Origin of the sequence: Neobacillus niacini, assembly GCF_030817695.1 — a bacterium.
In the GTDB taxonomy this organism is placed as follows: Bacteria; Bacillota; Bacilli; order Bacillales; family Cytobacillaceae; genus Neobacillus; species Neobacillus niacini_F.
In genome coordinates this window covers 1,060,248-1,077,456 of record NZ_JAUSZQ010000002.1, presented here as the reverse complement: position 1 = coordinate 1,077,456, position 17,209 = coordinate 1,060,248, and the positions used below count along the sequence as shown (strand labels likewise).

The following is a 17,209-nucleotide window of genomic DNA, read 5'->3' as shown; positions in this document are numbered from 1 at the left end:
ACTTTTGAGGCAGCTTTTATTTTTTTGAATGAATAATTAACGGATGATTTTTCGCGTCATAGGAATGATCCTTTCTGCGTAAATCATTATCCGCTTCAAAGACATTTTCAAAAAACCTGCTGGCTGGTTCCGCTAAAAGTTTATAATACTGACTAAATAGCAGAGCCGCATGATTACCACTCCACTTTGGCGGCAAAAGTTCCTTTGGCAGACCTGGATCAATGAACAGAAATTTTCTGTATTCATGAACTAGATTTGTTCTCTCCACAAAGCACTCTGAGTCGGACATTTCTCCTTTGCTTAGCACACTTTGATGTACAATGAATTGCTTACTGTACTTTGAGATGAACTCCTCATACTTATTCTCGATTTCCTCAAGCGGCCAGCTTTTTTCCACAAGCGATTGACTATCTTTTGGCCCTTTATAGTCCGAGACGAAGAAATCAACGTATTCTCTAATATCATACTTTTCGATTAAAAGATTCACTTCTTTTTCAAGGTTATTCGGTGAAATCCAGCAGGCATTAGCGAAACTGCCAAATCCACTCCACAATAGTTCCTGTCGAAGCTCATCACGAATCTGTCGTTTTTCTTCAGGAATCGAATACATTAAAATACGCCATTTTCTGTCCCATTCATGCGGGTTCAGTTTAAAAATCCGGTTGGCGGCCTCATCCATCCGGGAAACACCTCGTCCTGTCAAAAAGTAAAAACTTTTGTTTCCCTGCTTTTCCGACTGAATCCACCCTTGCTTCACCATTCGGGAAACCGCGACACGAACGCCCTGTTCATTATGCCCAAACTCTTTCAATAATCGAACTAAGCTGCCAATCCAAATTTTGTTTCCATAATGACGTAAATAATCTCCATAAATGGTGAAAATCATCGATTGTGTGTTTGTACCCATAACCTCTTCACTCTTTCTTTTTCCCTGTCCATTACATATTTTGAACGAGACGTTTTTTTCTATTATATCATAAACGTCAATTTTATCTCCCTGAAAATTGAGGTTTTCTCCGCTCACTAAACGCATTGAGCGCCTCGATCCGGTCTTCCGTTGGAATCGTCAGTTCATACGCTTTCGCTTCAATCGCAAGCCCCGTTTGTAAATCTGTGTTCATTCCCTGAATGATCGCATATTTCGCCTGTTTTAACGCAACAGGACCATTTTTCATCATGTTTTCAGCAAATTGTTTGCATTCTTTTGAAAGCACATCATGTGGCACCACTTTTAATACAATACCAAGGTCGAGCGCCTCCTCTGATGAGATTTTTTTCGCTGTTAAAATTAATTCTTTGGCTTTCATTTCACCAATCAGTCGGGGAAGACGCTGGGTTCCGCCTGCACCTGGAATGATCGCCCAGCTTGTTTCGGTCAACCCCATGGAAATACCTTGTGCCGCAATCGCAAAGTCGCACGACAGCAGCCACTCAAATCCTCCGCCAAGCGCGTAACCATTAACCGCTGCGATTGTCGGCTGTGGCAAGCTTGCAATACTATTAAACACATCCCGAATCGCTTTTACATTTCTTCTTACTTGTGCCTCATTCAATGTCTTTCTTTCTTTCAAATCAGCACCGGCACTGAATGCTTTTTGGCCAGCTCCTGTAAAAATAACAACGCGCACTTCAGGATTTACATGAATGGAATCAACAGCCTCCTGCAGTTCACGTAGTGTATCATAGTTAAAACAATTTAATACGTCCGGTCGGTTTACTGTTACATATCCAATATGATCTATCACTTCATATAATACGTTTTCCATGGTATTTTCCCTCTCTTTTTTAGGCTCTTTTCTTATACATTGTTGTTTTTTGGAACAAAATTTAATGATTGTGCTAAGTTTTTGCAGGAAAATAGAATAAATTTAATAAGAAAAGAGCTGCAAACTAAATTCTAAAGCGCAAAATAACTCTTTCCACGTTAAAATCGGCTTTAGGATTTTAACAACAATCATTACGAAAACAACCTTTTTTAAAAATAAAGGCCATCTCTCTTATTCGAGACAGCCTTTGAAATTCCTAGTCTATATTTTCAATAATTGCCGCTATCCCCTGACCGACTCCCACACACATTGTCGCCAGTCCATATTGAACATTTTGTTTTTTCATTTCATATAGAAGCGTCGTTAAAATACGGGCACCACTTGCACCTAAAGGATGTCCGAACGCGATAGCACCGCCGTTTACATTAACCTTTTCCTGATCTAACTCAAGCTGGCGGATGCATTCCAGCGCCTGTGATGCAAAAGCTTCATTTAGTTCTACAAGACCGATATCGTTTACCGATAAGTTTGCCCGATCAAGCGCTTTTCTCGTTGCATATATTGGACCAAGGCCCATAACAGCAGGCTCAAGACCGGCAACCGCTCCAACCACATATTTTGCAAGGGGCTTCAAACCAAGTTCTTTTGCCTTATCTGCACTCATTAATAATAAAGCGGATGCACCGTCATTTACTCCTGATGCATTACCAGCTGTTACAGTCCCGCCTTTAAAAATCGGACGCAGTTTAGCCAGTTTTTCAATCGTTGTATCTGGACGTGGATGCTCATCTTGATCGAAGACAACTTCGTTTCCTTTCCGATCATGAAAACGAACTGGTACGATTTCTTCCGTAAAACGATTGGATTCCATTGCTGTTTTTGCCCGCTGCTGGCTTTGAAGTGCAAACTGATCCTGATCTTCCCGTGAAATCGAGCAGCGTTGCGCGACATTTTCAGCTGTCTGAGGCATGGAATCTGCTCCATACATTTCTTCGAGCTTTTTATTCGTAAATCGCCATCCAATCGTTGTATCTTGAAGCTCCATCGATCCCCGAGGGAAGTCACTCTCAGGTTTGGCCATGACATATGGTGCTCTAGTCATACTTTCCGTTCCCCCTGCGATGTAAATATCGCCTTCTCCTACAGCTATGGATCGTGCAGCATACATAACCGCATCAAGTCCTGATCCGCACAAACGATTAATCGTTGTTCCAGCTACGTTCACTGGAAGACCAGCTAAAAGTGCGGACATTCTCGCTACATCTCGATTATCCTCTCCTGCCTGATTCGCATTTCCGAAGATGACATCTTCAATTTGTTCCGGTGGCAGCCCTGGATTCCGCTCTGTCAGCGCTTTAATTACAATTGCTCCGAGATCATCTGGACGTACACTTTTTAAAGCTCCTTTATACTTCCCGATAGGTGTTCTTACCGCATCAACAATTACAACGTCCCTCATTTTCCCACCAGCTCTTCAATTTTTGTATAGTCGTACACACCTTTTCCAGACTTGCGGCCCAGCCTTCCCGCTTTTACATACTGTTCAAGAAGTGGCGCTGGACGGTATTTTTCACCAAGTTTTTCATGTAAATATTTTAAATTATTTAAACGGGCATCTAGTCCTACTAAATCCCCCAGCTCAAATGGCCCCATCGGATAATTCAACCCAAGCTTGATTGCTTTATCAATTTCTTCAGGTGTTCCTAACCCTTCTTGAAGCATATAGAACGCTTCATTCCCAACTAGGCAGCTGATCCGGCTTGTTACAAAACCCGGAAATTCGTTAATGACTACTGTCTCTTTCCCCATTCTCTCAGCGACCTTTTTTATGACTGCTGCTGTATCATCACTCGTTTCGAGGCCGCGTACAATTTCGACCAGCGGCATTTTCTGTACAGGATTGAAAAAATGCATCGCAATCGTTTTTTCAGGACGCTTCCCATAAGAACCAATTTCTGTCGGGCTCATAGTGGAAGTATTAGTCGCAAAATAGCAGTGTTCTTGTGCATGCTCTTCAATTGTTTCAAATACAGCCTTTTTAATTTCTGCACGCTCTGGAACGGCCTCTATGACTAAATCAGCTTTAAAAGCAGCTTCTTTTAAATCGGAAGAATATAATAATCGATTTTTTGCTGAATCCGCTTCTTCAGAAGTGATTTTTCCGTAACGTACACCTTTTTCAAAAATAATATCAATCTCTTTTTGTGCGCTGTCTAATGCAGATGGATTCACATCTACTAATGTGATGTCAAATCCTCCGGTTGCTCCTACATAGGCGATCCCTCTGCCCATTACTCCAGAGCCTACGACTACTACGTTTGTAATCATTTAACTCTCCCCTTTTAAATAATAGAGGCTGGCTGCGATAGAATCAGATTAGCATCCAGCTATACCCGAATGATTTTTCTGAAATATTTTCAGCCAGCCTTTATTCAATATTTTTTTGCGCTATTTATTATCTATCAGCAACAGGCCCCCCTGATAGAAGTTTTACATTATTGAATGCCGAAAGGATTTAATGGGCGGCTTCCATAATAGGAAATAAAACTTTTCGTTTCAGTATAAAGATCTAATGTCTCAATACAAAGCTCCCGTCCGAACCCTGATTGTTTATAACCGCCGAAAGGTGTTCCTGGGAAAGCTGAGAATGGGCAGTTTACCATGACAATCCCTGCTTGGATTTGGTTACCCACACGAGTTGCACGGGCACCATCTTTCGTCCAAATGGCTGAACCAAGACCGAACTCTGTATCATTTGCTAGTTTAATAGCCTCTTTTTCATCTTTGAACTTCATAATCACGACAACTGGTCCAAAGATTTCTTCTTTTACTACTTTCATATTGTGATTCACATTACCAATAACCGTCGGCTCATACCAATAACCGCCTTCGAATCCTTCAACTACTGCCGGCTTTCCACCTGCTAAGATTTCAGCTCCATCTGCAATAGCTGATTGAACATAGCTATCAACAACATCTAATTGACCTTGATCGATAACGGATCCAACATGTGTTTCTTTATCTAATGGATTTCCTAATTTAAGCTTTTTCGTTTTTTCTACGAATCTAGTAACAAATTCATCATAGATATCTTCATGTACATATAAGCGAGATCTCGCCTCACAAGATTGTCCTGTATTATAGAAAATACCGAATAGTGACCCATCTACAGCCGCTTCAATATCAGCATCCTCGAATACGATATTCGGAGATTTTCCGCCAAGCTCCAATGTTACACGCTTTAATGTTTTAGAAGCCTTGCCCATGATATCTCTGCCAATTGGCGTCGAACCTGTGAAAGCTACTTTATTTACATTCGGATGTTCAACAAGATAATTTCCAACGTCAGAACCAGAACCAGGAATAATATTAACAACTCCCGCTGGAACTCCTGCTTCAATACAAATTTCTCCTAAAACAATGGCTGTTAACGGTGTTAACGAAGCTGGTTTCACAATGACAGAACATCCAACCGCGATTGCAGGTGCAATCTTCCACGCCGCCATCATCAATGGGTAGTTCCAAGGAATAATTTGTGCACATACACCTACAGGTTCTTTCTCTGTATAGTTATGGAATTGACCTGCCATATTATTTACGGAGCCGCTATGTCCTACAATGGCACCTGCATAAAATTCAAAAACTTCAACAGCTTGCATAACTTGACCTTGTGCTGCTGAAATAGATTTACCGCTATTTAATACTTCCAATTCAACTAATTCATTAAAACGGGAACGCATAATTGCTGCAATTTTATTTAAAATACGAGAACGTTTATTAATGGGGAATCTTTTCCATTTTCCGTTTTCGAATGCCGCAAGAGCTGCTTGTACCGCTCTTTCTGCATCTTCTTGTGTAGCTTTTGCAACCTTGGCAAGGATTTCACCAGTGGCAGGATTGTAAGCATCGATAGTCGCTCCATTAGAACTTTCAACTCTTTCGCCATTAATAACTAGATGGTAATAATCACGCTTCATTTCTACTTTTTCAAATATTGGTGCTTCTTGTACTTTTACCATTTAATCCCACTCCCTTTTTTATGTTATTCACCTATAAATTGAGCTTTGCGTTTCTCTGTAAATGCCGTTACCCCTTCAACATAATCTTTTGTTAAGCCGGCAATTCGTTGTCCTTCCGCTTCTTCTTTCAAATATTCTTCAAAAGAAAGATGGTAGGAGGCTTCTAAATATCTTTTGATTAACCCGATTGCTTTCGTTGGTCTGCTTGCAATATTTTCTGCAAAGGCTGTCACTTGCTCGTTCCAGTCCTCTACACCAATTACTTTTGTAGCAAGACCCATTTTTTCTGCCTCAGCAGCAGGCACTTTTTCACCTAATACAGATAGCTCTAATGCTTTTGCATGACCGACAATTCGTGAAAGGTAATACAGATTACCCGAATCAGGAATTAACCCAATATTGACAAAGGCATTTAAAAAGCTTGCTTTCTCAGAGACAAGCCGGAAATCACAGGCTAACGCCAGACTGAAGCCTGCCCCTGCAGCCACACCGTTTACCGCTGCAATAATTGGTTTTTCACATCTGGCGATTTCCTTCATCATCGGACCGTAATCGTCACGGAGCATTTGCCCTAAATTCATGCTGTCGTCCACATCTGCTAAGTCTTGGCCGGAACAAAAGGCCCTTCCTTCTCCGGTAATGACAATCGCACGTACTTCATGAGAGTTTGATGATTGTTTCATTGCCCTTTGGATTTCTTTATTCATTTGTGATGTAAAAGCGTTCAGTTTATCAGGTCGGTTTAGACTGAGCCAAGCTACCCCGTTTTCAATCCGATAAGTAATTGTTTCGTACATAGCATAACTCCTTATCTGCCTGTAAAATTAGGCTTTCTTTTTTCTACAAACGCTGCCATGCCTTCCTTTTGATCTTCTGAAGCAAAGAGCAGGTAGAAATTTTTTCTTTCATATTGCATTCCTTCATATAAGGAGTAATCCACTGCCTTATTAACAGAGTCTTTGATCATTCTGACTGCTAAAGATGGCTGTGCCGTAATCTTTCTTGCGAAAGCTATTGCTTCCTCCATCAATAATTCAGGTGCGACAATTTTATTAATAATGCCATATTTTAACGCTGTTTCTGCATTGATCCTTTCGGCGGTCAAGATCCATTCAAGTGCCTTTGTTTTACCCACTAACTTCGTCAGTCTTTGTGTCCCTCCTGCTCCAGGCATAACTCCAAGTGTTACTTCCGGAAAGGAAAACAGTGTATCTCCTGCAGCTATAAGTAAGTCACATGATAAGGCAAGTTCAAAGCCACCGCCGAATACAAAGCTTTTGACTGCACCAATGATAGGCTTTTTAACGAGACTTAACCGGTCCCAATCAGCAAATTGATTTAACAATTCCAACCTAACAGGATTGTCATTGGCCATCTCATCAATATCCGCCCCAGCAGAAAATGCTTTTCCATGACCGGATAATAAGATGACTTTCACTTGGGTATCACGGTCAAATTCTTCTGCTGCAGAAACAATTTCACCGACCATCGTTCGGTTCAGCGCATTTAATTGTTTCGGCCGATTTAAAGTGATAAAACCAATTTCATTCTCGACAGAAGTTTCAATATATTGAAACAGTCCCATCCTTATACTTCCTCACCAATCATCATGGTAACGAGTTTCCCAGCAAAGCCCATCAAGTCTTTTCCTGAAGCTCTTCCTTCAGGGGAACGCATACCTTGTTGAAGCGCTTCGTGATTTTCATAATACATTTCACATAGAATGTGATATTCAGAGTCTTTCCCCATTGGTGTTCCGACTATCTTCGTAACGACCATTTTTTGAAGACCTGGGATTTTTTCTGTGATAGGACCGTGAACATTGAAATAATGTTCATCAAATTCTTCTTTATTTTCCGGCTGCTTATATAGAGCAATTAACTTTACCATTTTATTCCCTCCGTAATTTACATAAATTTAATCATTGGTTTCATTGCTTCAAATGGGTTTTTACATGATTTGCAATATAAAATGCTGCGGCACGCTGTTGGTCCGAATATGTTTTCCATCGTGACATACGTGGATTCACAATACGGACAATCTATATGCCACGATCCATCTTCTTTTATTTGTCGGGGGGGAGGGGAGATACCGAATACCTTTAGCCCTGCTTTCCCCTTTTCTGTAATCCGGTCAGATGTCCAGGAGGGGGAACGCAGGAATTCTACGCTCACTCCTTCAACGCTTGGCAGCTGTTTAACGGCTGTTTCAACATTTTTTTGAATGATAGGCAGAGCTGGACAACCTAGAAAGGTAGGCAGTATTTTTACTGAAACATCTGATCCTGATATCTCCACATTCTCCACCATTCCTAAATCAAGGATGCTGACTGTATTAATTTCAGGATCTTTTACGTTTTCCAGTAGTTTATAGATTTCTTCTGATGTTAATAACACGGCAGACATAGTACCCCTCCCCTTTTCCTTTTGTATTACCAGGAAGCTGCTTTATTACTAGCGTATACTTCACATAAAGTTTCGAGTGCCTTCTCTAAATCCTCTGTGTGCTTCCCATTTCGTCCATCGCCTTGAGCCATTCCTACTTCAATGGGCCCTTCTAGCCCAACACTTTTCAATACAGGTGCAACAGCCTGATTCCACTTAGTCAGTAAAACCGCTTCGCTTTCAATTAAACCTTGTTGCACGATTTTATTTCGATGTTCTCCAAGAGAGAAAACACCTTGGAAATCCTGCAGCGTTTTTTCAATAGCTGCTTTCATTCGGGAAACAGCTTCTTCATGGCCTGAACCTAAAAGTTGAACGAACCATGTTTTCCAGTGCATTAGATGATAGTAAAGTTCCATTTGTACCTTTGCTGCAACTTCAGCCAGCGGCTCATATGAACTTGACTGTAAAGATTGAATCTTAATCGCTTTAGCTTCGGTATAGAAGTAATTTCGCACAACCGCAAAAGCCCAATCATAATCCGGTTGTTCCATATATGATCCAGGTCCATTGACGAGTTCCAAGATAATCGCATTACGCCTTTCATTTGCTGGACGGTCATGGGCCAGTTGATTGGCATTCCCTTCACCGAGTTCCTCTAGCAATTGATAGAAGATGGCCGCGTGACCCATTGTATCTTGTGTAATAGAGGAAGTAGCTATGTCTTCCTCTATGTGGGGCGCAAGACCAAGCCATTCAGATCCACGATAGGAATGAATAAAGTCATCGTCTGCTAATTGAAATAACAACTCTTTAATGGCCGTATTCTCTACTGATGAATTATTTGCCACTTTTCACACCTCCAGCCCAAGACAAAATTTCCTTTTCGTCAAGCATTTCTTGTTCGTACTTTCGCCATTTTTTCTTTAAATAGCCGTATCCTTTTGTTTTGCGGTAGTCTTTATTATCTAAACGTTGAAGCGTTTTCTTTTCTTCCGAAGTCATTTTACGTATATTCTGACGTTTTACAACCCAGATATCATCCACTGTTTCACGTCGCATAAAATTTTCCTGCGCCATCAGGATTGCGATATCCTCATTAGGCGCGAGCAAGCTAAAATGATATTGTACTGGTGCAGTTGGGGTCTTGCGGCTAAATACTTCAAACTCCTCAAAATAAGATTCTTGCCTAGTTTCCATGTCCTTTCCCCTCCCTTAGACAGTCTTTGGAGACAATGCTTCACGTACCCATTGGTTATTTTTGTAAGAAACTCTTCTAAGATTCAAGCGCTCTTGTGAACGAGGTCCTTCATTTCTAGCAATCTTCTTCAATTTATTCCAGTCAGGCTGTTTATAAATCCATTTTTCCGTTTCCTCATCAAATCGCAGCGTTTCATCTGGAATGGTAAAACCAAGGGAATGAATCCGCTTAATATATTTGCTAAAGAAAGATTGACGAAGTCCTTCATTCGTGCCCGTTCTGATTCTATACTTTAGGGTAACATCTTGTTTTGAGGCACCCATTTCATTCTTGCTTGGCGGTCCGAAGAAAAGCAGCAAAGATTCCCACCAATAATTAAGTGCGTCTTGCACCATTTGTCTCTGTTCTTCTGTACCTTCAGCCAATGCCATAATAATGGCTTCTCCATGTTGCGCGTGGAAAACCTCTTCTGCACAAATTCTGTGTAAGGCACGGGCATATGGACCGTAAGATGCACCAAGCATATCCGTTTGAGTGATAATGGCCGCTCCGTCAACTAACCAGCCAATCAACCCTGCATCTCCCCATGATTTAGCTTCCATATGGAAAACATTATGAAACTTCAAATCTCCATTAAAAAGATCCTGCATCAAATCGTCCCGCTTTTTGCCATACGGTTTTAATAAATCTTCCACAACGCGAAGCAATAATTGGCCGTGTCCCATTTCGTCTTGTACCTTCGCCATAATCCCGAGCTTTCTATTCAAAGTGGGAGCTTTAGGTACCCATTCCTTTTCAGGAAGTGCTCCCATTATTTCGCTCATACCATGCATAGATATCAATTTGATTAATGTATTCCTATATTCATCGGGCATCCAATCATCGGCTTCAATTTTATCTCCAGCTTTGATTCTAGCAATAAATTGCTCCAGCTTTTCCTGTTCTGTTGTTTCATTTAAAAGAACGCTCATTTCAAATCCCCCTTTTCGCAAAATACATATAACGTTTATTTAACGTAATTATATTTTATGGTTATATTAAAAGCAAGAATATTGCGTCATTATTTTAAAATAAAAAAATGAGGAATATTCTCTAAACCGTGACGACCCTACTTTAATCAATCAATTTTGGATTAAGAAACGTGCATTGTAATCTGCGGCCGCAGATTACAATGACGGAGGGAATGGCATTTGTTCTTCTTGATAAAAATGTAGAAACAGAATGCACTATTCCCTTCTGTGATAATGACAGTTTCATTATACGCTGATCAAAGCACTGTTTCGCTTATCAACAATGCGAATAGCTTTTCCTTCTGAACGCGGGATGCTTTTTGGAATGTTAACAACGATATCCATTGTCACTAGACATGTGTTTTTCATATGGTGCTGGACCGACTTCTTCAGTTTCATAACATTGGCATGTGATAAGTCTCCATCAATCTCTGAGTAGAAATCGCTTTCAATTTCAACATGTAATTCAACACTGTCCATTGCACCTTTCTTAACAAGGTGAATCTGATAATGAGGAACGAGTCCCTTTACTTGCAACAATGCCCGTTCAATTTCTGAAGGGAAAACGTTTACACCTCTGACAATGATCATGTCATCTGTTCGACCTTTTACCCTAGACATTCTTGTTGTCGTACGTCCGCATATACATTTTTCTCGGGTAATAGCGGCAAGGTCCCCTGTTCGATAACGAATAATTGGCAGCGCTTCCTTCGTTAAGCTAGTAAAAACAAGTTCTCCAACTTCACCATCTGCTACTGGTTCGAGCGTTTCTGGATGAATAACTTCAACCAGGAAGTGATCTTCTGCGATATGAAGTCCGTCCTGCGCTTCATGACATTCTATCGCGACACCCGGTCCCATAACTTCACTTAGGCCGTAAATATCAACCGCTTTCAATTTTAGTTTCTTTTCAAGTGTCGCTCTCATTTCTTCCGACCAAGGCTCAGCGCCAAAAATACCATATTCGATTCCATATTCAGCAGGGTTCATCCCCATTTCTTCCATCTTTTCAGCAATATTTAGAATATAAGATGGCGTTCCACAAATACCCCTCGGTTTCAAATCATTAATAAGTGTAATTTGTCGATCTGTGTTTCCCCCCGAAATTGGTAATGTTGCCGCGCCTAACTTTTCTGCTCCGTTATGAAGACCAATCCCGCCTGTAAACAATCCATAGCCGTAGGCATTATGAAAAATATCTGATTTCCGTCCGCCAGCAGCGACAATGGCACGGGCAACAATCACTGACCAGTTTTCAATATCATTTTTTGTATATCCTACAATTGTCGGCTTACCGCTCGTTCCAGATGATCCATGAATGCGGACAACCTCATTCATGGGAACCGCAAATAGACCGAATGGGTATTGCTCACGAAAATTCTGTTTTTTGGTAAATGGAAGCTTTGTCACATCGCTTAACTGTTGAATATCTTCTGGAGTAATACCTAGTTCATTAAATTTCTCCTTGTAAAATGGTACATTCTCAAATACATGACTAACCGTTTTCTTAAGACGTGTCAGCTGCAAACTTTCCATTTCAGTACGGGTAGCGGTTTCAACTTCTGGATTGTACATTGTTTCAGTCCCCCTCATTTGCTTTTCATTTTCACAAAATATTACATAACGGAATTAAAACGAAAATAAAAAATCTAGTAATATATTTTCAGATTAATACGACATTTCCACGTTGTCAATAGTGTTTACTAATAAACTTAATAGAAAATTCGTGATTTTTTAATAATTTATAAATTTTAGTTTACTTAATTTTCTGTTTATGATAGTTTTGACAATAGTGATATATATCACTTTATAGCCCCACCGTTTTAAAATCGTATTATTCAAGAGGAGGTTACTATGGAATCACTAGTAATTAAAGGCTATTTAGCCGAGGAACATGTCGAAAAGAAACCCTATGATCAATTGGTTGAGAGCAAAGATTTTAAAGATTTACTTCAAAAGAAAAAAGCTTTTATTATCCCGGTCACTACTTTCTTCCTAACGTTTTATTTTGTTCTGCCTCTTTTAGCTGCTTATACAGATGTATTAAAAGGAGAAGCTTTTCTGAATATTACATGGGCATGGGTATATGCACTGCTACAATTTGTTGTCGTTTGGATTGGCGGCATTGTCTACCTTAAAAAATCAGAGAAGTATGATGAAATGGCCCAAACGATTTTAACTAAATATAAGAAGGAGCTTGGCGGATGAGCACATTATCTCTAATACTTTTTTTAGGCATTATATTGTTAACGCTTACAGTAACGTATTATTCCTCTAAGAAAACGAAAAACGCGAGTGATTTTTATACAGCTGGCGGTGGGTTGACTGCATGGCAAAATGGATTGGCTGTGGCTGGTGACTTTATGTCCGCTGCTTCTTTCCTCGGGATTACAGGGGCTATTGCACTGATTGGTTTCGATGGCTTTTATATGAGCATTGGTAACCTTGTCGCGTTTCTCGTCTTATTATACTTTGTTTCGGAGCCGCTTCGTAATCTTGGAAAATACACGTTAGCCGATATGATCTCTGCACGTTTTAAGTCAAAAAAGGTACGTGGGATCGCCGCAGCAAACACCCTCATCATTTCTATTTTTTATATGATTGCTCAACTTGTCGGTGCTGGTGGATTGATTAAACTGCTGCTTGGAATCGATTACGGTCTTTCCGTTCTTCTCGTTGGTATATTAATGACAATTTATGTTATTTTCGGTGGGATGCGGGCGACAAGCTGGGTACAAATAACTAAGGCCGCTCTCTTGCTTGGCGGTTCTACAGTATTGACGTTTATTGTATTTTCCCGATATAACTTTAACATCGCAGAAATGTTCAACCATGTTAAGACAGCAACACCTCTCGGTAATGACTTTTTAAATCCAGGAAATAAATACACGAATGGACTCGATATGATTTCATTTAATATGTCACTTGTCCTTGGCGCAGCAGGACTACCGCATTTACTTGTCCGCTTTTTTACGGTAAAAGATGCGGCGACGGCAAGAAAATCTGTTGTATATTCAACATGGTTTATTGGCGCATTTTTTATTATGACGATTTTCCTAGGGTTCGGTGCTGCTTCATTCGTCGGTTTTGACCGCATTGTTGAAGCAAACCCAGCTGGAAACATGGCCGCACCACTTCTCGCATTAACCGTAGGCGGCGAATTTTTGTTCGCCTTCGTCTCAGCAGTTGCATTCGCTACTATTCTAGCGGTAGTATCCGGTCTTGTTTTAACGTCAGCATCCGCTTTTGCTCATGATATTTATGGAGAAATTATTAAAGACGGGAAAATGACCGAAAAGCAGCAAGTTCTCGTTGCACGTATCGCGTCAGTTAGTGTAGCGGCTATTTCAATCGTGATCGCATTATTTGCGCAGTCTCTGAATGTTGCTTTCCTTTCTGTACTGGCATTAGGTATCGCAGCTAGCGCAAACTTGCCAGTTATTCTTTGTACAATTTACTGGAAACGATTTAATACAAATGGAGCTATCTGCGGTATGTTATTTGGGTTAATCAGCTCGCTTGTATTAGTTATGCTTAGCCCAAATGTTTGGAATCCGCAGCCTGGAATAGGCATTTTCACAGGAGACCCTATCTTCACAATGAGCAACCCGACCATTTTTACCGTCCCACTTGGTTTTATAGGTGCATATTTAGGTACAGTATTGTCTAAAGCAAAAGAAGACGAAAATAAATTTGCGGAAGTACTGTTCAAATCAAACACTGGATATGGCATAAGCACTGCAAAAGATCATTAAGCAAAGGAGAATTCCATGACTATTCAATTAGATGATAAGGCAATTCATGATTTACATTACAATGAAATTAAGCAAGTTCTAAAAGACGAACCCTTTGCAGCTTTTCTTGGCATGAAGTTAACAAATCTCGGACCTGGTACAGCGGAAGCTGAATTAGTTCCGGACGACCGCATGCTTAATGCCCATGGAACAGTTCACGGGGCAATTATCTTTTCACTTGCAGATTACGTTTTTGCCGCAGCGAGCAACTCATATGGCAAAACAGCAGTGGGTGTCACAACAAATGTTAATTTTATATCTGCTGGCAAACGTGGCAGGACCCTAACCGCAAAAGCAAAAGAAATAAAGAAAAATCACAAACTCGCTTGGTACAAAATCAATGTCCAAAGTGAAAATGAACTAATCGCAACAATGGAAGCGATGGTTTACAGAAAGAGTCATTATTTTGTAAAACAGGATAAATAAAGCTTTTATACCGGATGTGCAAGTAATCGAACAGGGATTATTTAATAGATTAAGAGACCGGCTTCAAATTGAAGCCGGTCTCTTTCCACAAATCTCAGTTTTGTACAGGGGCGTCCCTCCTTGAAGAAAGAAACAAAGAAAACAGAAACCGTCAAAACGGTCAAGCTTACAAAGCTTGACCGTTTTTCATTGATTCATAATCTTATTTCTTTGCCATTTCTAGAGCCATGTCCAAAACCGCTCCACCGTTCATGGTTCCATAAAGAATGGAATCAATAACCGCAACGGGAATTCCCTTGGGTTCTGCCTCACTTTTTACCTTATCAAGGGCATAACGAGCCTGTGGTCCTAACAGTACAACATCCGCTCCATCTAGTTCATCATAGATTTCTGTTGCCGGCATAGCACTAATATTAGCCTCAATTCCACGTTCCGCAGCGATCTTCTCCATTTTACTGACCAGCATACTTGTTGACATACCTGCAAAGCAGACTAAAATGATATTCATCTTTTGTTCCTCCTATTTCTCTATTAACGTAAAGAGTTTTTTTAGTAAGTCCTCACTTATATTCTTAAAAGGAGAACTCTCGACCCTCACAGCGGTACCGAAATGATATTCAGGGGCACAAGTTGCTTCCATGATTTCCTTAACATTTTCAAAGTTCAAGCCCCCTCCAACCAATATCTTGATATGACCGGAGTGAAGGACCATTTTTCGGATGATCTCCCTATTCTTACTCAAGCTTCCTTTCCCGCCTGATGTCAGAATTCTATTTATGCTTTTATAGTGTGAAAGAATTTTTACTCCTTCTACTGGATGTTCTAGTTCATCGATTGCTCGATGAAAGGTAACCTCTAGACCATATGCAGCTTCTAAGAGTCTGTTAAGGCTTTGTTCACATATTTGTTTTTTTTCATTAAGAGCGCCAATCACGACACCATTGGCTCCAAGCTCCTTGGCCATTTTAATGTCCTGCCTCATCGACTCAATCTCTTCATTCGTATAAACAAAAGATTGCGAATGCGGTCTTATGATCACATTGACCGGGATGTTGACAGATTCGATCACAGATTTCATGAGCCCATAGCTTGGCGTTAATCCGCCTTCTGAAAGAGCACTGACAAGCTCAATCCTATCGCCTCCATAGGCTTCAATCTTCTTTGCATCCTCAAAAGTAGCCGCAATAAGCTCAATCTTCACTACATCTCCTAATGAATCAGCACGTTTTTCCTCACGATTCTCAGCAATATTCTCACTCATGACGAAACGCTCATTTTCCCTTTTGAATTCTTGCTATCAGGAACACCTGCTTCTTCGGCTACCTTTTTCTTATCCATCACGGCGATGAATGGCAACCAAATGAGCATGACGATGACGATATCGACTAATTGAAGCAAGGCACCTGACCAATGTCCTGTTATCAGGAATCCTTGGATTAAAGGTGGTGTTGTCCATGGAATAATTACTCCTGTCGGCCTAGCGACAATTTCAAGCGCCATCGCTGTGTAGTTAACGATGGTGATCACGATCGGTCCAAGGAGTAACGGAAGCATCAAGACTGGATTTAGAACCACAGGTAAGCCAAACATGATGGGCTCATTAATATTAAATAACCCCGGTGCCAGTGACATTTTTCCAAGCTCCTTGTACTGCTTTGACTTTGCCTTGTATAAAAGCACCAAGACCACCGCAAGCGTTGCACCTGCACCGCCAATCCAGATCATATCAAAGAACTGCTCAGTAATGATATTGGGTGCCACTTTCCCGGCTTCGATTGCGGCCAGGTTTTCGTCTTGAAGCGGTACCCAAAACGGTCTCATGATTCCATTTACAATGGTTCCGCCGTTTAACCCCAAACACCAGAGAAGACTGATTGCAAATACCGTCCCGATGGCACCAAAAATATTATTAGCGACCAAACTCTGCATCGGTAATGAAACTACTTGGTAGATAAAATCATGGATATTTTCGTATGGTGTTTGCATGAATAACAATCTGACCAAAAGCATAACAACAATGATAACAAATCCCGGTAGAAGTGCCGAGAATGCCCGTGATACCGCTGGCGGCACACCATCCGGCATCTTGATGATGATTCCTTTTTTGATAAAAAAATTGAACATTTCGGTTACCACTAGAGCAGTAATAATGGCTACAATAATTCCGTTCGTACCGTACCAGCCACCAACTGTGATGACCTTTTCCACTACATGTGAAGTCCCATCAATGTCAATGGTCGTGGTAATAGGTGTTAACAAGATAAAGGCACTAATAGACAACATCGAAGCCGAGAAGGCATCAATCCTGTAAGATTGTGCGAGTTTATAGGATATCGCCGCAACAATAAAGATCGACATGATATCATAGGTTACCCGCTTTGGAAGAATAATAAATTGATTAAAAAATTCCCCGAAGAGTTTGACCTGCAGCTCCTGCCAGCCTGGTGCAGGAAAATCTTGAATAATGATAAAGATGGAACCGATAATTAAAAATGGAATAAACGAGATAAATCCGTCTCTGATTGCAGCAAGATGTCTTTGCCCGGCTACCTTTGTTGCAGCAGGCAAAAGCTTGGTTTCAAGGAATCTTTGAATTTTTTCCATATACT

19 protein-coding genes are annotated in these 17,209 nt (G+C 40.7%); 3 read left to right on the top strand and 16 right to left on the bottom strand.

The features are described 5' to 3' along the window. Nucleotides 1–16 precede the first annotated feature (16 nt). The 13 genes from paaX to QFZ28_RS05515 form a co-directional block, all read right to left on the bottom strand. Nucleotides 17–907 (bottom strand): phenylacetic acid degradation operon negative regulatory protein PaaX, encoded by an 891-nt coding sequence (paaX, locus tag QFZ28_RS05575; RefSeq protein ID WP_307193727.1) that lies wholly within the window; start codon nt 905–907, stop codon nt 17–19. Nucleotides 908–989: 82 nt separating this feature from the next. Then, nucleotides 990–1,766 carry an enoyl-CoA hydratase-related protein gene (locus tag QFZ28_RS05570; RefSeq protein ID WP_307193726.1) on the bottom strand — a complete coding sequence of 259 codons (777 nt, stop codon included), beginning with the start codon at nt 1,764–1,766 and terminating at the stop codon, nt 990–992. Between the two features lie 256 nt (nt 1,767–2,022). Continuing rightward, on the bottom strand, nt 2,023–3,225 hold the full coding sequence (locus QFZ28_RS05565; protein WP_307193725.1) for a thiolase family protein: 1,203 nt from the start codon (nt 3,223–3,225) through the stop codon (nt 2,023–2,025). After that, nucleotides 3,222–4,094 carry a 3-hydroxyacyl-CoA dehydrogenase gene (locus QFZ28_RS05560; RefSeq protein WP_307193724.1) on the bottom strand — a complete coding sequence of 291 codons (873 nt, stop codon included), beginning with the start codon at nt 4,092–4,094 and terminating at the stop codon, nt 3,222–3,224. The genes QFZ28_RS05565 and QFZ28_RS05560 overlap by 4 nt, the downstream gene beginning before the upstream one ends. A 167-nt stretch (nt 4,095–4,261) precedes the next feature. Continuing rightward, complete coding sequence (locus QFZ28_RS05555; protein WP_307193723.1) at nt 4,262–5,785, bottom strand: aldehyde dehydrogenase family protein; 1,524 nt, start codon at nt 5,783–5,785, stop codon at nt 4,262–4,264. Nucleotides 5,786–5,808: 23 nt separating this feature from the next. Continuing rightward, on the bottom strand, nt 5,809–6,582 hold the full coding sequence (locus QFZ28_RS05550; RefSeq protein WP_307193722.1) for an enoyl-CoA hydratase-related protein: 774 nt from the start codon (nt 6,580–6,582) through the stop codon (nt 5,809–5,811). Between the two features lie 11 nt (nt 6,583–6,593). Next, nucleotides 6,594–7,370: an enoyl-CoA hydratase-related protein gene (locus QFZ28_RS05545; RefSeq protein ID WP_307193721.1), complete on the bottom strand. Its 777-nt coding sequence runs from the start codon at nt 7,368–7,370 to the stop codon at nt 6,594–6,596. Between the two features lie 2 nt (nt 7,371–7,372). Further along, nucleotides 7,373–7,675 (bottom strand): EthD family reductase, encoded by a 303-nt coding sequence (locus tag QFZ28_RS05540; protein ID WP_307193720.1) that lies wholly within the window; start codon nt 7,673–7,675, stop codon nt 7,373–7,375. Nucleotides 7,676–7,692: 17 nt separating this feature from the next. After that, nucleotides 7,693–8,190, bottom strand: coding sequence for a 1,2-phenylacetyl-CoA epoxidase subunit PaaD (gene paaD, locus QFZ28_RS05535; RefSeq protein ID WP_307193719.1), 498 nt, complete (start codon nt 8,188–8,190; stop codon nt 7,693–7,695). Between the two features lie 26 nt (nt 8,191–8,216). Continuing rightward, a complete protein-coding gene (paaC, locus tag QFZ28_RS05530) occupies nt 8,217–9,020 on the bottom strand; it encodes a 1,2-phenylacetyl-CoA epoxidase subunit PaaC (RefSeq protein ID WP_307193718.1) in 804 nt (267 codons plus the stop codon). Then, nucleotides 9,010–9,369, bottom strand: coding sequence for a 1,2-phenylacetyl-CoA epoxidase subunit PaaB (gene paaB / locus QFZ28_RS05525; protein WP_307193717.1), 360 nt, complete (start codon nt 9,367–9,369; stop codon nt 9,010–9,012). The genes paaC and paaB overlap by 11 nt, the downstream gene beginning before the upstream one ends. A 15-nt stretch (nt 9,370–9,384) precedes the next feature. Further along, nucleotides 9,385–10,341, bottom strand: coding sequence for a 1,2-phenylacetyl-CoA epoxidase subunit PaaA (gene paaA, locus QFZ28_RS05520; RefSeq protein ID WP_307193716.1), 957 nt, complete (start codon nt 10,339–10,341; stop codon nt 9,385–9,387). A gap of 285 nt (nt 10,342–10,626) precedes the next feature. Further along, on the bottom strand, nt 10,627–11,955 hold the full coding sequence (locus tag QFZ28_RS05515) for a phenylacetate--CoA ligase family protein (RefSeq protein WP_307193715.1): 1,329 nt from the start codon (nt 11,953–11,955) through the stop codon (nt 10,627–10,629). 279 nt (nt 11,956–12,234) lie between these two features. On the opposite strand from QFZ28_RS05515, the gene QFZ28_RS05510 reads away from it, so the two are divergent. From QFZ28_RS05510 to QFZ28_RS05500, 3 genes are read left to right on the top strand one after another with little or no spacing between them, the layout of a single operon-like run. Next, the gene (locus tag QFZ28_RS05510) at nt 12,235–12,588 is read left to right on the top strand and encodes a DUF485 domain-containing protein (protein ID WP_307193714.1); all 354 of its coding nucleotides are present in this window, start codon (nt 12,235–12,237) and stop codon (nt 12,586–12,588) included. Further along, nucleotides 12,585–14,135, top strand: a complete 1,551-nt coding sequence (locus tag QFZ28_RS05505; protein ID WP_307193713.1) for a solute symporter family protein — start codon at nt 12,585–12,587, stop codon at nt 14,133–14,135. Before QFZ28_RS05510 ends, QFZ28_RS05505 begins: the two co-directional genes overlap by 4 nt. 15 nt (nt 14,136–14,150) lie before the next feature. Further along, nucleotides 14,151–14,600 carry a PaaI family thioesterase gene (locus QFZ28_RS05500; protein WP_307193712.1) on the top strand — a complete coding sequence of 150 codons (450 nt, stop codon included), beginning with the start codon at nt 14,151–14,153 and terminating at the stop codon, nt 14,598–14,600. Nucleotides 14,601–14,802: 202 nt separating this feature from the next. Here QFZ28_RS05500 and QFZ28_RS05495 read toward each other — a convergent pair whose 3' ends face one another. Genes QFZ28_RS05495 through QFZ28_RS05485 form a run of 3 tightly spaced genes read right to left on the bottom strand, consistent with a single transcriptional unit; the run spans nt 14,803 to nt 17,204 of the window. Beyond that, nucleotides 14,803–15,108, bottom strand: a complete 306-nt coding sequence (locus tag QFZ28_RS05495; RefSeq protein WP_307193711.1) for a PTS sugar transporter subunit IIB — start codon at nt 15,106–15,108, stop codon at nt 14,803–14,805. Nucleotides 15,109–15,120: 12 nt separating this feature from the next. Then, nucleotides 15,121–15,861: a copper homeostasis protein CutC gene (locus QFZ28_RS05490; RefSeq protein ID WP_307193710.1), complete on the bottom strand. Its 741-nt coding sequence runs from the start codon at nt 15,859–15,861 to the stop codon at nt 15,121–15,123. Then, nucleotides 15,858–17,204, bottom strand: coding sequence for a PTS sugar transporter subunit IIC (locus tag QFZ28_RS05485; RefSeq protein WP_307193709.1), 1,347 nt, complete (start codon nt 17,202–17,204; stop codon nt 15,858–15,860). The genes QFZ28_RS05490 and QFZ28_RS05485 overlap by 4 nt, the downstream gene beginning before the upstream one ends. Between the last annotated feature and the right edge of the window lie 5 nt (nt 17,205–17,209).

Coding starts and splice junctions, on each gene's coding strand:
- QFZ28_RS05540 (WP_307193720.1), bottom strand. CDS start 7,675: ATGGTAAAGTTAATTGCTCTATATAAGCAGCCGGAAAATAAAGAAGAA.
- QFZ28_RS05490 (WP_307193710.1), bottom strand. CDS start 15,861: ATGAGTGAGAATATTGCTGAGAATCGTGAGGAAAAACGTGCTGATTCA.
- QFZ28_RS05505 (WP_307193713.1), top strand. CDS start 12,585: ATGAGCACATTATCTCTAATACTTTTTTTAGGCATTATATTGTTAACG.
- QFZ28_RS05495 (WP_307193711.1), bottom strand. CDS start 15,108: ATGAATATCATTTTAGTCTGCTTTGCAGGTATGTCAACAAGTATGCTG.
- QFZ28_RS05560 (WP_307193724.1), bottom strand. CDS start 4,094: ATGATTACAAACGTAGTAGTCGTAGGCTCTGGAGTAATGGGCAGAGGG.
- QFZ28_RS05570 (WP_307193726.1), bottom strand. CDS start 1,766: ATGGAAAACGTATTATATGAAGTGATAGATCATATTGGATATGTAACA.
- QFZ28_RS05550 (WP_307193722.1), bottom strand. CDS start 6,582: ATGTACGAAACAATTACTTATCGGATTGAAAACGGGGTAGCTTGGCTC.
- QFZ28_RS05555 (WP_307193723.1), bottom strand. CDS start 5,785: ATGGTAAAAGTACAAGAAGCACCAATATTTGAAAAAGTAGAAATGAAG.
- paaD (WP_307193719.1), bottom strand. CDS start 8,190: ATGTCTGCCGTGTTATTAACATCAGAAGAAATCTATAAACTACTGGAA.
- QFZ28_RS05545 (WP_307193721.1), bottom strand. CDS start 7,370: ATGGGACTGTTTCAATATATTGAAACTTCTGTCGAGAATGAAATTGGT.
- paaB (WP_307193717.1), bottom strand. CDS start 9,369: ATGGAAACTAGGCAAGAATCTTATTTTGAGGAGTTTGAAGTATTTAGC.
- paaA (WP_307193716.1), bottom strand. CDS start 10,341: ATGAGCGTTCTTTTAAATGAAACAACAGAACAGGAAAAGCTGGAGCAA.
- paaX (WP_307193727.1), bottom strand. CDS start 907: ATGGGTACAAACACACAATCGATGATTTTCACCATTTATGGAGATTAT.
- QFZ28_RS05510 (WP_307193714.1), top strand. CDS start 12,235: ATGGAATCACTAGTAATTAAAGGCTATTTAGCCGAGGAACATGTCGAA.
- QFZ28_RS05515 (WP_307193715.1), bottom strand. CDS start 11,955: ATGTACAATCCAGAAGTTGAAACCGCTACCCGTACTGAAATGGAAAGT.
- QFZ28_RS05485 (WP_307193709.1), bottom strand. CDS start 17,204: ATGGAAAAAATTCAAAGATTCCTTGAAACCAAGCTTTTGCCTGCTGCA.
- QFZ28_RS05565 (WP_307193725.1), bottom strand. CDS start 3,225: ATGAGGGACGTTGTAATTGTTGATGCGGTAAGAACACCTATCGGGAAG.
- QFZ28_RS05500 (WP_307193712.1), top strand. CDS start 14,151: ATGACTATTCAATTAGATGATAAGGCAATTCATGATTTACATTACAAT.